This is a genomic window from Ditibartonella apihabitans (genome assembly GCF_002007485.1).
In the GTDB taxonomy this organism is placed as follows: Bacteria; Pseudomonadota; Alphaproteobacteria; order Rhizobiales; family Rhizobiaceae; genus Bartonella; species Bartonella apihabitans.
In genome coordinates this window covers 2,244,800-2,260,470 of record NZ_CP015820.1, presented here as the reverse complement: position 1 = coordinate 2,260,470, position 15,671 = coordinate 2,244,800, and the positions used below count along the sequence as shown (strand labels likewise).

At 46.7% G+C, this 15,671-nt stretch carries 11 protein-coding genes, 1 tRNA gene and 1 pseudogene; 9 read left to right on the top strand and 4 right to left on the bottom strand.

The window, feature by feature from the left end; all coding sequences use genetic code 11:
- Nucleotides 1–22: 22 nt before the first annotated feature.
- On the top strand, nucleotides 23–2,572 hold the full coding sequence (locus tag BBC0178_RS10015) for a sensor histidine kinase (RefSeq protein ID WP_078040064.1): 2,550 nt from the start codon (nucleotides 23–25) through the stop codon (nucleotides 2,570–2,572).
- A 171-nt stretch (nucleotides 2,573–2,743) separates the two neighbouring features.
- On the opposite strand, the gene mscL is transcribed toward BBC0178_RS10015, so the two are convergent.
- Both mscL and BBC0178_RS10005 read right to left on the bottom strand, forming a co-directional pair.
- Nucleotides 2,744–3,157 carry a large conductance mechanosensitive channel protein MscL gene (gene mscL / locus BBC0178_RS10010; RefSeq protein WP_077972829.1) on the bottom strand — a complete coding sequence of 138 codons (414 nt, stop codon included), beginning with the start codon at nucleotides 3,155–3,157 and terminating at the stop codon, nucleotides 2,744–2,746.
- 158 nt (nucleotides 3,158–3,315) lie between these two features.
- Nucleotides 3,316–3,711 carry a hypothetical protein gene (locus BBC0178_RS10005; RefSeq protein ID WP_077972827.1) on the bottom strand — a complete coding sequence of 132 codons (396 nt, stop codon included), beginning with the start codon at nucleotides 3,709–3,711 and terminating at the stop codon, nucleotides 3,316–3,318.
- Nucleotides 3,712–3,820: 109 nt separating this feature from the next.
- On the opposite strand from BBC0178_RS10005, the gene BBC0178_RS10000 reads away from it, so the two are divergent.
- From BBC0178_RS10000 to edd, 8 genes and pseudogenes are all read left to right on the top strand, one after another.
- Nucleotides 3,821–4,168, top strand: coding sequence for a DUF952 domain-containing protein (locus BBC0178_RS10000; RefSeq protein WP_077972825.1), 348 nt, complete (start codon nucleotides 3,821–3,823; stop codon nucleotides 4,166–4,168).
- Nucleotides 4,165–5,253 (top strand): quinone-dependent dihydroorotate dehydrogenase, encoded by a 1,089-nt coding sequence (locus tag BBC0178_RS09995; protein WP_078040063.1) that lies wholly within the window; start codon nucleotides 4,165–4,167, stop codon nucleotides 5,251–5,253. Before BBC0178_RS10000 ends, BBC0178_RS09995 begins: the two co-directional genes overlap by 4 nt.
- Before the next feature lie 404 nt (nucleotides 5,254–5,657).
- Nucleotides 5,658–5,734 (top strand) — tRNA-His (locus BBC0178_RS09990).
- A gap of 682 nt (nucleotides 5,735–6,416) precedes the next feature.
- Nucleotides 6,417–7,799, top strand: coding sequence for a glutamine synthetase family protein (locus tag BBC0178_RS09980; RefSeq protein WP_225868015.1), 1,383 nt, complete (start codon nucleotides 6,417–6,419; stop codon nucleotides 7,797–7,799).
- Between the two features lie 11 nt (nucleotides 7,800–7,810).
- Nucleotides 7,811–9,093: pseudogene (locus BBC0178_RS09975) on the top strand (NAD(P)/FAD-dependent oxidoreductase).
- Nucleotides 9,094–9,414: 321 nt separating this feature from the next.
- Entirely contained in the window at nucleotides 9,415–10,893 is a 1,479-nt protein-coding gene (zwf, locus tag BBC0178_RS09970; protein WP_078040061.1) for a glucose-6-phosphate dehydrogenase, read from the top strand.
- 10 nt (nucleotides 10,894–10,903) lie between these two features.
- Nucleotides 10,904–11,671, top strand: coding sequence for a 6-phosphogluconolactonase (gene pgl / locus BBC0178_RS09965; RefSeq protein ID WP_077972815.1), 768 nt, complete (start codon nucleotides 10,904–10,906; stop codon nucleotides 11,669–11,671).
- 14 nt (nucleotides 11,672–11,685) lie between these two features.
- Nucleotides 11,686–13,521: a phosphogluconate dehydratase gene (edd, locus tag BBC0178_RS09960; RefSeq protein ID WP_077972814.1), complete on the top strand. Its 1,836-nt coding sequence runs from the start codon at nucleotides 11,686–11,688 to the stop codon at nucleotides 13,519–13,521.
- Between the two features lie 121 nt (nucleotides 13,522–13,642).
- Here edd and folD read toward each other — a convergent pair whose 3' ends face one another.
- Together folD and BBC0178_RS09950 are read right to left on the bottom strand one after the other, a co-directional pair.
- Nucleotides 13,643–14,542: a bifunctional methylenetetrahydrofolate dehydrogenase/methenyltetrahydrofolate cyclohydrolase FolD gene (folD, locus tag BBC0178_RS09955; RefSeq protein ID WP_078040060.1), complete on the bottom strand. Its 900-nt coding sequence runs from the start codon at nucleotides 14,540–14,542 to the stop codon at nucleotides 13,643–13,645.
- Between the two features lie 413 nt (nucleotides 14,543–14,955).
- Nucleotides 14,956–15,666, bottom strand: a complete 711-nt coding sequence (locus BBC0178_RS09950; RefSeq protein ID WP_077973636.1) for an LrgB family protein — start codon at nucleotides 15,664–15,666, stop codon at nucleotides 14,956–14,958.
- Between the last annotated feature and the right edge of the window lie 5 nt (nucleotides 15,667–15,671).

Here is a 15,671-nt window from a genome sequence, read left to right as displayed (position 1 = left end):
TCTTTAACCGGTGGAGCAATCCTTGGCATTTCTGGATTTTCTATCTGAAAGTACAATCAGAAACGCTTTTTTGAGCGGCAAGTGTTCTTTCGTGCTTGACCGCAACGCATCGGTTTTATTGTGGCTTGATGGTGCTGCTCTTTCATTTTTCGGCTTTTCATCTCTTACCGATGCGCTTGATCGGGAAGAAATTTTCGATAGTGCAGTCAAGCGCCAGATCGAAAATGGCATTAAAAGCGGTCGTCCGGTTCATTTGCGCGGAAAAAGCGGGGCACGCTCTTTCAGCCTGTCACTCATATCCGGCGGGGCTCATGCATTAAATAAAACGCATGGGGAAAATGCGCGAGACGAACAAAACCGGTTTATCTTTGCCTCGGAAGTTCATTCGACCGGAAAAACAAATAGGTCGGGCAAAGCGGCAAATGATATAAATCGAAATCTTTTGGTCACTCATCCGGAAGCACTTCTTGAAGGACTGGAAGACCATAATATTTCGGCTGCTATTTTTGGTGACAAGAACAAAATTCTTGCACAGACCGGAAATTTTCAGCCACTTGGCGATGCACTGCAAATTTTTCTTTCTTCCATTGACGGTTTTTCACCCGTTAAAACCTTGATGAAAAATGGCGGGGAACAAGTGCAGGTCAATGCTATTCACTTAAGTGAAATGCCGCAAAGCTTTCTCGTTCTTTGCTTCAATATCGCGACTATAGATGAAAACACGGCCGGTCAAAACAATCAGAAGACAAATGAAAAGCCGGCCCGTTTTACATGGCAGATGGACGAAAACGGTGCGTTCAGCAATTTTTCCCGCGAGTTTTACGATCTTGGTGGCGATGCCGAAAAATTGCTTGGTAGGCCGCTCGACGATCTTGCTAATGAATATCAGAATGCCGGTTTTTTAAAACTTGAAGAAAAAATTTCGCAATGCACCGCCTTTCAAGACGTGGTTGTTCTTTTTCCAACTAAAAGGGAATACGTGAATTTGGAAGTCTCTTTGTCGGGTCTTCCCGTTTTGTCGCTTGATGGAAAACTTGACGGGTTTCGCGGCTTTGGCATGGTGAAGGCTTCGGTCGACAGGCAGCCAAATCCGGAGAGTGGAAATCGGGATGTTGCTCCTGTTGCAACTGTCGAAAAGAAGTTAGCTCCACTACCGGAAAAGCCGGTCGAAAACGAAACAATTCACTCGCAATTATTGGCGGGGAATGCGCCGGATGACGCAGACAAAACGGCTCTTGGGAACCAAGAAAATCAATCTGATCAAACATTGCAAGAGCAAGATACCGGTTCGGCTTTGAATAGTTCGGAACGCTCGGCTTTTCGTGAAATTGCCGAACGTTTGCGGAGCGAATTACAATTGCCGGCCGTGGAGCGGCCGCTTTCAAAAGCTACAAAAGGCGATAAAACAGCTCATGATGAACAGTTATCCGGAGAAAACAGGTTTACGCCTGAACGGTCTTCCCTTCTCAATTTGCTGGATACAGCAACAGACGGCTTTGTTTTTCTCAATAATGACGGGTCTATAGAAGGTTTTAGTGCAGCCGCATCGGCACTTACCGGCTATGATGAAGAGGATGTGACCGGTCGTCCTTTTAAAAGCTTGTTCCGGACGACTTCCGAAGAAGCAATCAGCGACTATCTTGCTGCACTCAAAAGCGGTGGGGCAAAACGGTTATTTAATCGTGGTCAATCGGCCGATATTCAAACAAAGTCTGGTGATGACATTCGGGTTTTTGTCACGCTGGTACCGCTTTCCAATCAAAAAGGATATGCGGGTCTCTTGCGTGATATGACGAATGTGTCGGCGCAAAGCCAGCCAATTTATGATAACGAGGTTTTTGCACAAACCATCCACGAGATCAGAACACCGCTTAATGCCATGATCGGTTTTGCAGATATTATGCAGGAAGGACGGTTCGGCCGTATCGAAAACGAACGTTATCGTGGCTATTTGCGCGATATTGTTTCTTCCGGAAAACATATATTGACCCTTGTAAACTCCTTTCTTGAAAAGGCAAAATCGCGTTACGAAGAAAAAACACGCTCTGGAGAAACAAATAGCGAAAAGGCAATAGACAACCGTCAATCTTCGGTGCCAAGTTTTGACGTTATCCAGCAATTGAGGAAATCGGTTGCATTGTTTGAAAATCAGGCCAACGAAAACGGCATTATCATTCGTATTACCATGCCGCCAAAAATACCGGCAATCGGAATTGATGCGCAGGAATTCAGACAAATTATTTTCAATCTTCTGTCAAATGCTATCCGTTTCACCCAAAGTGGCGGGCAAATTGTGGTTCATCTTTCAACCACAGACAAGAATTATGTAAAATTATCGGTGAGCGATAATGGTATCGGTATGAACGAGGAAGAAATGGCGCGCGCCCTTCAGCCTTATGGACAGGTTGCAAGAAAAGACGGACGTATGGGCGATGCAGTCTTTACCGGTACCGGTCTTGGCCTGCCGACGACAAAAGGGCTTGCCGAAAAAATTGGCGGAAGACTTATCCTGCTATCAAAACCGGGGCAGGGAACAACAGTAGAAGTGTTTTTTCCCGTTCGCCGTTCGTAAAATCAAGCCGGAATTTTAAGTGTTTTCAAGCGGGCTGGCGCACTCCGGTTTCTCGAATGGCCAGCGCTTTATGTAATTTTTCAAAGCAATTCCAATACCTGAACGATCGCACTTATGAGCTTTCAAATTTTATTGTAAAGCACGCTTTATCAAAATGCGCATTTACAAATATTATTTTTTGGCAGCCAGCAGATCGCGTATTTCGGTCAGCAATACCTCGTCACGGGGAACCGGCTTTGGTGCAGGGGCTTGCTGCTCTTTACGGTGCATTGCATTGATTGCTTTAACGACAATGAATAGCACCCAAGCAATAATAAGAAAATTGATGAGCAAGGTAATGAAATGGCCATAGGCAATTGTTGCTCCCGCTTCGCGCGCGGCTGCAAGAGTTGTCTGTTTTTGACCGGCAAGCTGGATGAACATGTTGGAAAAGTCTATGCCACCTGTGATAAGCCCGATAACCGGCATCAGCAGATCGTTGACAATAGAATTGACAAGGCCGCCAAAGGCACCGCCGATAATAACACCGATGGCCAGATCAATCATATTGCCCTTTAGTGCAAATTCCCGAAATTCTTTGAGCATTAGCCTTTTCCTCGCCTGTTCATGATCGTTTTCAATTCTCACAATAATCAATGCAGATTATGCTACGATCCTAAAATATGGCACAATAACGGGAAGAAAAGACTTTTATTATCATTTCCTGCAAGAAGCTAAAAAACATCGCGCAGAATTTTCAGGAATTAAAGTTTATCGGCACCTTTGTCGGGCGAGGTCTGGTTATCTTTAAAGTCGTTTTTAAACTTGTCGAAGAAATATTTCATTGTGTCATAGGCCTGATCCATATCCTGTTTGCTCGGCAGGCCCGTTGTGGCTTTATTTTGTTGAAGCTCGGCTATTTTATCTTTCAACGTTTTGATTTCCTGTTCGTAACGCGCGCGTTCGTCACCGGAAATAGCGCAGGTTATTTTCCCGTCCTTATCAAGACATTTGTCGATACTGCCGGTATCGGTATCAAGACGCAAATAACCGTCATCGACTTTTTGAAATTCAAAACGATGATCGGATGCAGAACCGATTGTCGTCAAACCGATAGTACAGCAGGATGCGAGAACAAGTGTTTTAAGAAAAGTCGACATTTTTATTCCTTGGTTGAAACTCTCCTATTCATTATATAGGGATGAATGAAAATATTTCCCATTCAATGGATTCCGATTTCCAGCGAAATAGCATATTGGCTCGAAAGTTATGGCCTTGATTTATAAGATTGTGTCGAAAGACGAATGGAAAAAAGCCGAAGATTCAGGTGTTTTTTCAGGTGCTGCGGTTGATATTGCCGACGGTTTTATCCATTTTTCAACCGCTGAGCAGGTGACAGAAACAGCAAACAAACATTTTAAAGGCCAAACCGGTCTCTTGCTTGTAGCCGTTGATGAAGATGAGCTTGATGAAGAGGCACTGCGTTATGAAGTGTCTCGCGGAGGGGCGTTTTTCCCTCATCTTTATGGTGACTTATCGCTTGAAGCTGTTGTCGGTGTCAGCCCTTTCGAAGCTGACGAAAACGGCCTGTTCGAGTTCAGCGAGGTATTGCCATGAACTTTTATCGTTCTCTGTTACGCCCGTTGATTTTCTGCCTTTCCCCCGAAAAAGCCCACAAGCTTTCCATCCTTGCATTGAAAGCGGGCTTCGGTTCGAGGCCGGCAATCCATGACCAACCTTTGGGTGTGAATGTTGCGGGGCTTGAATTTCCGAATTTTTTGGGCTTGGCCGCCGGTTTTGATAAAAATGCCGAAGTTCCCGATCAAATATTGCGTTTGGGCTTCGGTTTTAGCGAAGTTGGTACGATCACGCCGCGCCCGCAGGCAGGCAACCCTCAACCCCGTCTCTTTCGTCTTCGTGAAGATGAGGCTGTCATCAATCGCATGGGGTTTAACAATGAGGGGCATGAAGCTGCCCATAAACGGCTCGCCAAGCGTAAAAAGCAGGGCATTGTCGGGGTCAATATTGGTGCGAACAAAGATTCGGACGATCGTATTCTCGACTATTCGCGCGGCATTCATTGTTTTTATGATGTTGCAAGCTTTTTCACCATCAATATTTCATCACCCAACACACCGGGTTTACGGAATTTGCAAGCCCGTGACAGTTTGAAGGAGTTGCTCTTGTCGGTGAGCGGGGCGAGAGAGGAAGAAAAACAAAAGACAGGTGTTCATGTTCCGGTCTTTTTAAAAATAGCACCTGATTTGACCGAAGAAGGGCTTGATGATGTTGCCGCCGAGCTTCTCCCCTCGGATGTGGACGGGCTGATTGTTTCCAATACGACACTTTCCAGAACAGGTCTTGAAAATAAAAGCTTCAGCAGCGAATCGGGCGGGCTTTCCGGCAAGCCGTTATTTGAACGCTCGACGATTATTCTTGCGAAAATGCGCAAGAGATTGCAGCAACAAAAACCGATCATCGGGGTTGGCGGTGTTTATGACGCGAAAACAGCGCTCGAAAAAATAAAAGCCGGTGCCGATCTTGTCGAACTTTATAGTGCGATGGTTTATGAGGGTGCGGGGCTTGCCAGACACATTCTGAAAAATGTGCTCGAAACCATGAAAAATGATGGTGCGAAAAAGATAGGGGAATATCGCGACCTGTCTTTGGATGAATGGGCAAACCGCAAAATCCCTGATTAGGGGCACACCAAGCGGTTCCCCAAAAGTGTGAAACGGTTTTGGGATAAACCCAAGTTTATTAAAAACTTGGTTCCCCAAAAGTACCCAAGCAGTGCCTGAAAAGTGCGGAGCGGTTTTTATAGAAAGCACCGCAATAATGGGAAAATCCGGTTTTGAAAAACCTTTGATTGCAAATTCCCTATAAAAGAAAAGAGAGGCTTTTTTGGGCGTGTTTTATCCCGCATTGATTGCCAATTTAATAAGTGCCATTATGCGGGCGGAATAAAAGTTTCAGTGATTTTGCAGTCCGCCGAAGACAAAAATCCAATGAAAATACCAATAAATAGAGTTTAAATGCGCTAAGGCACTTGCAAAATTGTTCGATCTTCCGTATGTCACCCGTCAGAATGTTTCATTCTGGCGATGCGGTTGTAGCTCAGTTGGTTAGAGCGCTGGTTTGTGGCACCAGAGGTCGTAGGTTCAACTCCCACCAACCGTACCATTTTTCCTGAGCTTTTCGGTTATTTTAAAAAAAGAGTGCACTTTTGCGTAAGCGCTTTCATCTACGTAAAAGCAGAAGAGAGATGAACGGCTTAGCACGGTTTAAAAAAATTCGAATAGAGCCGCGCTGACAGCTTAAAAAGAGCCTGAAGAACCATGTTCAGACAATGGAACGTCTTCGAACTTCCAGTGATTTTTGTTGAAAACCTGACTCTTGCATAATTTGCGCTATGCACTGATGATTTTTATGTCTGACGGGTTTTCATTCAGTAACCGGCGAGCCAAAGGCAAGATCGGATAATGGCTTGAAATAACATTTTGCAGCCAAATTGTTAAAACCCGTCCAATTTGCAAATCGGAATATCGGCTAAAGGTTGATGTAATAAAAGCTTTGCAAGGTCTTTGTTCCATGAGGTAATATGAGCTCGTAGGGCCAAGGCTTAAGACGGGCAGGGGGAAAATAAGAAGATCAAGATCAGCTTGGGGCAAGACGGGACGAATAGATTATATCCGGTTTTGATAAATTGATAATCTGACGGGAGCGATAAACGTCCGGTTGACAAAAGACGGTGGGCGTTAGAATTTTTGAAACTGGATAGCCGATATCTATAGACCATAGAAATTTCAATTTGGTGTTTTATGACCTTAAAAAAACAAAAAAGACAAAAGATAAGAGCACAAAGCTGCAACACGCTTATCTCAAGAATATTTATGGCGTTAAAAATTGGCACGAAGCCTCGGAGTGGCTTGCTTTTCGCGGTATTGAAGACATTGAATGTATTACCCCCGATCAGGCCGGTGTTGCTCGCGGCAAAATGATGCCGTCGAGCAAATTTACGTCCGATACGTCGCTTGCTCTGCCTTCGGCTGTGTTTATGGCAACGATTTCCGGCGATTATCCCGAAGATGGCAACGGTTTCCATTATCCGGCCGATGATGGTGATTTGCGATTGGAACCCGATCTTGCAACTTTAAGTGTTGTCCCGTGGGAAGATGATCCGACCGCACAAGTTATTTGCGATATTGTTTACCAGAGCGGTAAACGGGTTGAATTCACGCCGCGCAATGTTTTGCGCAATGTTGTGGAAGAATACACAAAATTGGGTTTGAAACCGGTAGTGGCTCCGGAAATAGAGTTTTATCTTGTCCAGAAAAATCCTGACCCCGATTATCCTTTGACACCTCCTGTTGGCCGCTCCGGTCGCGCTATCGGTGGCGGGCAGGGCTATTCCATTGCCGGTGTTAACGAATTCGACGAACTGATCGACGATATGTACCATTTTTCCGAGGCGCAAGGTCTGGAAATCGACACATTGATTCACGAAGAAGGGGCAGGCCAACTCGAAATCAATTTGCGTCACGGTGACCCGATCGAACTTGCCGATCAGGTTTTTCTATTCAAACGCACCATACGTGAAGCGGCATTCAAGCATGATATGTATGCAACCTTTATGGCAAAACCCATAGAGGGCCAGCCCGGTTCGGCCATGCATATCCATCAATCTATTGTCGACGTGAAGACCGGCAACAATATTTTTACCCGTTCCGACGGGAGTGAAAGCGAAGCCTTCCGGTATTTTCTGGGTGGCTTACAGAAGCATATGGCAAGTGCAATGGTGATGCTTGCGCCATATGTCAATTCCTATCGCCGGTTGGTGCCGGATCTTTCGGCACCGGTCAACCTCCATTGGGGTTATGACAACCGGACCACGGCCTTTCGTGTTCCCCGTTCGGCACCTCAAGCGCGACGTGTTGAAAATCGCCTTCCATCATCCGATGCCAATCCCTATCTTGCACTTGCAGCATCACTCGCCTGCGGTCTTATCGGCCTTGTCGACAAACTCAAGCCTGACGAACCGTCGTCAAAGACTGTTAATGCCGATCATGTAGATTTGCCCCGTGGTCTTGTCGAGGCGGTGGCATTGTTTGACGAGAATAAACGGTTACGTTCGGTGCTGGGGGACACATTCGTTAACACTTATGCCGCTATAAAACGGCAAGAATTCGAAACGTTTATGGAAGTTATCAGTCCTTGGGAGCGGGAATATTTGCTGCTCAATGTGTAGGATATCAATTTATGTTTCACGAAAACAATATATCACCGGGGCTATCCTGGTATGAATTCAGTGTAGCCGAACGCCCGACCTATCCTTCTCTCCATGAAAAAAAGACTGTGATGTCGCTATAATCGGTGGCGGCTTCACCGGACTTTCTGCAAGCTATCATCTGGCAAAAGCGGGCTTAAGTGTTGTACTTGTCGACGCGGCGCGGTTTGGTGACGGAGCGTCCGGCCGCAATGGTGGACAACTTGGAACAGGCCAGCGGCAATGGGTTGAAAAGCTTGAAAAAACACTGGGGTTCGAGCGGACAAAAGCGCTGTTTGATCTCGCTGAAGAAGCCAAGAAAGATATATTGGACTTTCAACAGAAAGGCATCATCGATCTCGATTATGTTCCAGGACAACTGTCTCTTGCTTATAAAAAACGTGAGATTGCCGCCTATCAGCAACATGTCGCCAATATGCTCCGTTACGGCTATGACAAATTGTCTTTTATGGACAGCAAGGAGACACATGAGCGTTTGGGGGCGGATTTTTATTATGGAGGAATTCGCGATACCGGTACCGGCCACATCAATCCGCTAAAACTGGTTGTCGGGCTTGCCAATCTTGCTTCGAAAGCAGGTGCGCAGCTTTATGAAAAAACCCGTGCTACGGCAGTTCGGACAGAAGGCGATAAATGTATTGTTACGACCAGCGAGGGATATATCGTAGCCAAACAGGTTTTGCTTGCTACCAATGGTTATGATCTGGGTTTGCAACGTTTCGTCGAAAAATATATTGTGCCGATACGTTCCTATATCGGAGCAACAGCCCCCTTACCAATCGATAGCGAAATTTTGCGTGGTGGCGAAGCTGTTGATGATTCGCGTTTTGTTGTGCGCTATTTCAGAAAAAGTGCCGACAACCGTTTATTATTTGGAGGGGTTGAAAGCTATGACCGTTCGGTTGTTGACCACCTTGCCGAACGTATTCGCGCCCAGATTATAGAGATTTTCCCGAAATTGGGGCAAATCGAACTCACCCATTGTTGGGGAGGGACAGTTGCTATTACCGTCGAACGCATGCCTTACGTTCGAAAAATTATGCCGAATGTGATTTATTGTGGCGGTTATTCCGGTCATGGTGTGATGCTGGCACCTTTTATGGGCAAGCTTTATGCAGAATCTATTCTTGGAAAGGGCGACCGGCTTTCTCTCTTCAAAGAATTGAAAATTTCTTCTTTTCCGGGTGGAACAGCATTGAAGGCGCCGCTCCTTTGGGTGGCAATGCGGTTTTTTGCCTTGATGGACCGATTCTAGAAACGTTTATTGATCATTCTCTGCTTTGAAGAATGAGGCAGCCATCGCAAAATTGATGAACGTCAATATTTGCACTTGATCGTAACGGATGCACGTTGTCTTCTATTGGAAACGCCTCTTGGAAGCGCCGGATTTGACAGAAAAATTGTGTTTCTCCTAAGGGGAAACGCCGGATTGCTTGTTTTTGATTGCCCGTACAATAAATTTAATGGTGAAGTAACCGGCAAATTAACAGCTTATTCAGCACCTCAAGGCATATATATCGTGATATAAGTAAGATTTACGACTAGAGGTAAAGCGTCTGAGGACTTTGGTATTTCTATGGTAAGTAAAATAATTCCTATTCCCCCGTTTGATTGCATTGTTTTTGGCGGTGCGGGCGATCTTGCCGAAAGAAAGCTCTTACCCGCACTCTATCACCGCCAATGCACGGGACAATTCAGTGAACCGACGCGCATTATCGGTACATCACGCTCGAAATTGACTGATGAAGAATATCGCAATTTTGCGCGTGAAGCGATCGAGAAACATGTTTCAGCCGCCGATATAGACAAAGGTGAAGTTGACCGTTTTCTCAAAAGGCTGAGTTACGTTCCCGTTGACGCTACAAGCGATGACGGTTGGGACAAATTGAAAAAAGCAATCGAGATTTCTTCGAAAAATACGATCAGGGCTTTTTATCTGGCGGTCAGTCCGGCACTTTTCGGTAGTATTGCCGAACATTTGGGAAAAAATGGTCTGGTAACCGATGAAACCCGTATCATCGTCGAAAAACCGATTGGACGGGATCGTGAAACCGCAACCAAGCTGAACGATACATTGGCACGGGTTTTTCACGAGAAGCAGATTTTCAGAATCGACCATTATTTGGGCAAAGAGACTGTCCAGAATTTGATGGCATTGCGCTTTGCCAATGCGCTTTATGAACCATTATGGAATTCTGCCCATATCGACCATGTCCAGATAACAGTGGCCGAATCAGTCGGGCTTGAGGGACGTGCCGGTTATTATGACAATGCGGGTGCTCTTCGCGACATGGTACAAAACCATATGTTGCAACTTTTGTGTCTGGTTGCGATGGAACCACCTTCAGCCAATACGGCCGATGTTGTTCGTGACGAGAAGCTTAAAGTTCTGCATTCGCTTTCCCGTATTGATAGCCATAATGTAACAACCCGCACCGTACGCGGCCAATATGAAGCCGGTGCTTCAACAAGCGGGCCTGTCGGTTCCTATCTTGATGATCTTAAAAAAGATAAAAGCAATACCGAAACATTTGTTGCTTTGAAAGTTGATATCAATAACTGGCGTTGGGCGGGAGCGCCCTTTTATTTGCGCACCGGCAAACGCCTTGCGACCCGCATGTCGGAAATTGTGGTGACGTTCAAACCCATTCCTTACAATATTTTCGGCAGCGAGGCTGGTGAAGTCGTACCGAACCGGCTGGTTATCCGTTTGCAGCCTGACGAGGGTGTCAAACAATGGCTGATGATCAAGGATCCGGGGCCGGGTGGAATGCGGCTTCATCATGTGCCACTTGATATGACATTTGCCGATTCATTTCAGGTTCGCAATCCCGACGCTTATGAACGTTTATTGATGGATGCTGTACGCGGCAACCAGACATTGTTCATGCGGCGTGATGAAGTCGAAGCTGCGTGGAGCTTTGTTGACCCGATCGAAGAAGGTTGGGAAGCGACAAATATGCCGGTTCAAGGTTATACGGCAGGAACATGGGGGCCATCAAAATCGATTGCCCTGATCGAGCGGGATGGTCGCACATGGAACGACACAGTTTAGGGTATTTGTTATGAGCTTGATGGATACAAACCGGCTGAATTTCGACACGCCTTCGGCATTGGCTTCAGCTTTGGCTGATCGGGTTGCAGCGGAATTGAGTGTTGCTATTGTTGAACGCAAACAGGCAGTGCTCGCCGTATCAGGTGGTAAAACGCCAGAACTTTTTTTCCATTATCTCGCGAAGGCAGATATTGATTGGAAAAATATTCTTGTCACTCTGGTGGATGAACGTTTTGTGCCCGTGACAGATGATCGTTCCAACGAACGTCTGGTGCGTTCAAGCCTCTTACAGAATTTTGCTTCAAAAGCCCGCTTTTATGGCCTTTATAACCCGTCGATCACCGCAGAACTTGCGGCTTTTTCCGCAGCAAGTCGCATTAACGGCCTGCCGCGGCCTTTTGATGTGATCGTTCTTGGTATGGGAACCGACGGGCATACAGCCTCGTTCTTCCCAGGTGGTGACCGCTTGAAACAGGCTATTGATCCGGAATCGCGTGCGCTGGTTTTACCAATTCATGCACGTGGCTTGAAGGAAGCCCGCTTAACGCTTACATTGCCCGTTATTGTCGAAGCACGTTTTATTGCTCTTCATATTGAAGGTCAGACGAAACTCGATGTTTTCGAACGGGCTTTAGAAGACGGACCGGTTGAAGAATTGCCTATTCGTGCAGTGTTGAAAAATACACGCCATCCTGTTCAAGTCTATTGGTCGCCGAATGAAGAGGAAAAGCAGATAACGGATGGAACCCATTCGTTATTTGACACAGTTTCAGTTTAGGAGAAATAGAGAACATGTCTCTTTCAGGCACTATTGCTGCCGTGACAGACCGGATTCGCGAACGGTCAAAGAAAAGTCGCGAAATCTATCTTGACCGGATAAACCATGCCGCACGCAATCGCCCGCGTCGCAGCTTTTTTGCCTGTGCCAATCAGGCGCACAGCTTTGCTGCCTGTGCACCGCTTGATAAAGAGCGGTTGAAAGAAGACGTTGTCGGCAATATCGGCATTATCACAGCCTATAATGATATGTTGTCTGCGCATCAGCCTTTTGAAGCTTTTCCTGAAATTATCAGGGCTGCAGCGCGCGAGGCCGGTGGTGTAGCCGAAGTTGCAAGCGGTGTTCCGGCAATGTGCGACGGCATTACCCAAGGTTATACCGGTATGGAACTGTCGCTTTTTTCACGCGATGTGATTGCTATGGCGGCAGCCGTCGGCTTATCGCATGATGTATTTGATGCTGCACTTTATCTTGGTATTTGCGATAAAATTGTGCCGGGTCTTGTCATTGCCGCTTTGACCTTCGGGCATATTCCGGCAATTTTTGTGCCTTCAGGCCCGATGACAACCGGTCAGGGCAACGACAAAAAAGCCGAAATCCGCCAGCTTTATGCCGAAGGCAAGGTTGACCGCAAGGCATTGCTACAATCGGAAGCGACATCCTATCATGGGCCGGGAACCTGCACTTTCTATGGAACTGCCAATTCCAACCAGATGATGATGGAAATGATGGGGCTTCATATGCCGGGAGCTGCTTTCATCAACCCCAATACTCCGTTACGCGATGCGTTGACGCGGGAAGCAACAAAGCGCGCTCTCAAGATTACCGCTCTTGGCAATGAATATACGCCGGTCGGTGCGATGATCGACGAAAGGTCATTTGTCAATGCGATTGTCGGGTTGAATGCGACTGGTGGTTCGACCAACCATACAATTCATCTGATCGCTATGGCACATGCGGCAGGTATTGATCTCAACTGGGGCGATATTGCCGAAATTTCATCGGTTGTTCCGCTTATCGCGCGCGTTTATCCCAATGGTCTTGCCGATGTGAACTATTTTCATGCCGCAGGCGGCATGGGATTTGTCATCAAACAATTGATTGAAGCGGGTCTTGTTCATGATGATGTCCGCACAGTTTTCGGCGAGGGCTTGGATGCTTATGCTACCGAGCCGAAACTGGGAAGTGACGGGCAAGTTGTGCGTGAACCGGCACCGGAAAAAAGTGGCGATGAAAAAGTACTCACCGGTTGGCGTAAACCCTTCCAACCGGACGGCGGCATTCGTGTGCTTTCCGGCAATATGGGCGCTGCCATTATCAAAGTATCGGCAGTCAAACCCGAACGCTGGTTGATCGAAGCACCGGCTCTGGTTTTCAATGACCAACTGGAACTTCAAGATGCTTTCAAAGCCGGTAAACTTGATGGCAAGGATTTTGTTGCCGTTGTGCGCTATCAGGGGCCAAAAGCCAATGGTATGCCGGAATTGCATAAACTGACAACGGTTCTTGGCGTGTTGCAGGATCGCGGGCAGAAGATTGCCCTTGTAACCGATGGTCGTATGTCCGGCGCATCCGGAAAAATTCCGGCTGCCATCCATGTCACACCGGAAGCGCTTGATAATGGTCCGATTGCACGGTTGAAAGACGGCGATATGATCCGGCTTGATGCCAATGAGGGAACATTGACAATTCTTGTCAATGAACAGGAGTTCAACAACAGACCGATTGAACACCCTGATCTTTCAGCACATGAATTCGGTACCGGACGCGAGCTTTTCCGTGTCTTCCGCGAATTTGTCGGGCGGGCCGATCAAGGAGCGAGCGTTGTTGTTGGTCCTTTGCGCAAATAGCTGGTTTAAAGCTTGATAGTCATAAAAAACGCTCCGGATTTGATTGTTCCGGAGCGTTTTTATTGATCTTCTGAAATGACATTCAGTCAGTAAATGTTTTGAAGGAAATATCGCAACCCAATCAGAATTTTGGCAATGGCAAATTATTTGCCTTGCAAGCCGCTTTCAAAGTATTTGCCATTAACATGGCAATTGTCATAGGCCCGACACCACCCGGAACAGGGGTAATGAAGCCTGCCACTTTTTCTGCGGTTTGATATTCGACATCACCGACAAGACGGGTTTTACCCTGACCTCTTTCAGGTGCAGGAATGCGGTTGATGCCGACATCAATGACCGTGGCACCGGGTTTTATCCAGTCACCTTTGATCATTTCGGGTTTACCGACCGCTGCCACGAGAATATCGGCACTGCGGCAGACATCATCAATTTCGCGAGTGCGGCTATGGGCAATCGTTACTGTTGCATTGGCCGCAAGAAGGAGCGCTGCAACAGGTTTTCCTACGATATTCGAACGGCCGACGACCACTGCATCAAGGCCGGAAAGATCTTTACCCAAACCATGGTTGATCATGAACATAATACCGGCGGGTGTGCAGGGAATAAATGCATCTTCGATTGCACCGGTCATGAGTTTTCCGGCATTGATATAGTGGAAGCCGTCAACATCTTTATCCGGCGAAATTGTCTGGATGACATGATCGGCATTGATATGCGCCGGTAATGGTAATTGCACCAGAATGCCGTGGATATTTTTGTCTTCATTCAGTTCCTTGACAAGGGCAAGCAAATCCGACTCGCTGGTTTTTTCATCCAGTTCATATTTGTTGGATAGAAAACCGCATTCTTCGGCGCGTTTTTCCTTGGATGCAACATAAACCTTGCTGGCAGAATCCTCTCCGACAATAATCACCGCAATACCCGGTTGAATATTGTGTTGTTCACGTAAAACAGCAGTTTCTTGTTTTACTTTGGCAAGGATGTCTTCAGAAAGTTTTTTCCCGTCGATCACATTGGCCATAGAGGAATCCTTTCACTCGGCTTTTTGTTCTGCTTTAAAGCATTTTCCTGAAATAAAACAGGTCATTGTGTCAAGATTGTACGCATTTGACACAGAGGAGTTGGAAAATAGCGAGTTCGGCTGCAAGAGCAAGAGAAAATAGGCCTCCCTCCGTTAAAGCGGCCAAATAATGAGGCGATGCTGTCCTACGGTAAAAATTCGAATGAAGATTCTCGCGTATTTTGAGCGGACGGGAAGCTTTTTTATCAAAAAAATGTGCAAAATAAACGTGGGGGCAAAAATTCGCGCGTTACCGGAACAGCCAAAACCCCTTATCAATGTGTTTTGCTATAAAGAAAAATTGTATGACCGGCTAAGAACACGGGGCAAAAAAATTATATGCGGTTTTTATAAAGAACCGCATATTTTTTGTTCTATTTCAGAAGCCACCCCAGAATTGGCGCAAGCAGAACATTGACAATGCCAACCATCACCATAACGAGGCCGGCAATCGACCCTTCTTGGCGCCCCATCTGGTGGGCACGGGCGACGCCTGCTCCGTGTGCCCCCATACCGAAAAGAGCACCACGTGCAAGAGACGAGCGTAGGGGCAAATATTTGACAATCACTTCACCGAGTGCAGCGCCCATAACACCCGTCAGAACAACAAAAATAGCTGTCAAATCCGGAATGCCGCCAATATCGCCCGAAACCTCCATGGCAAAAGGTGTGCTGATCGAACGCGGCATAAGACTGAGCCGCAAAGTCGGATCAAGTTGCATAAGTGTTGCAAGCCCCCAGGCCGACAACATTGAGGCAAAAGAACCGACGATGATACCGATTGTAAGAATAAACCAGTTTTTAACGATGATGCGGCGTTGCTGCCAGATTGGTACGGCAAAGGCAACGGTGACCGGCCCCAGAATAGCAACCAGCCAATGGGTAGCTTTGATGTAATGGGCGTAGTCGCCTTTAAGCAAGACGACAACAATCATCAAAAGAAGCGGCGTCACCGCCAATGGTGTGAGCCACCAATAAGAAAAACGACGGTAAAATGCTTTAGCCGCCATATAGAGAAGGATGGTAACGAGCGACCAGAAAACCGTTTTGAAAACCGGACTGGTATAAAGCTCGATATCGGCCATATATT

Coding starts and splice junctions, on each gene's coding strand:
- edd (WP_077972814.1), top strand. CDS start 11,686: ATGTCTCTTTCAGGCACTATTGCTGCCGTGACAGACCGGATTCGCGAA.
- BBC0178_RS09950 (WP_077973636.1), bottom strand. CDS start 15,666: ATGGCCGATATCGAGCTTTATACCAGTCCGGTTTTCAAAACGGTTTTC.
- BBC0178_RS10005 (WP_077972827.1), bottom strand. CDS start 3,711: ATGTCGACTTTTCTTAAAACACTTGTTCTCGCATCCTGCTGTACTATC.
- BBC0178_RS10000 (WP_077972825.1), top strand. CDS start 3,821: ATGGCCTTGATTTATAAGATTGTGTCGAAAGACGAATGGAAAAAAGCC.
- folD (WP_078040060.1), bottom strand. CDS start 14,542: ATGGCCAATGTGATCGACGGGAAAAAACTTTCTGAAGACATCCTTGCC.
- mscL (WP_077972829.1), bottom strand. CDS start 3,157: ATGCTCAAAGAATTTCGGGAATTTGCACTAAAGGGCAATATGATTGAT.
- zwf (WP_078040061.1), top strand. CDS start 9,415: ATGGTAAGTAAAATAATTCCTATTCCCCCGTTTGATTGCATTGTTTTT.
- pgl (WP_077972815.1), top strand. CDS start 10,904: ATGAGCTTGATGGATACAAACCGGCTGAATTTCGACACGCCTTCGGCA.
- BBC0178_RS09995 (WP_078040063.1), top strand. CDS start 4,165: ATGAACTTTTATCGTTCTCTGTTACGCCCGTTGATTTTCTGCCTTTCC.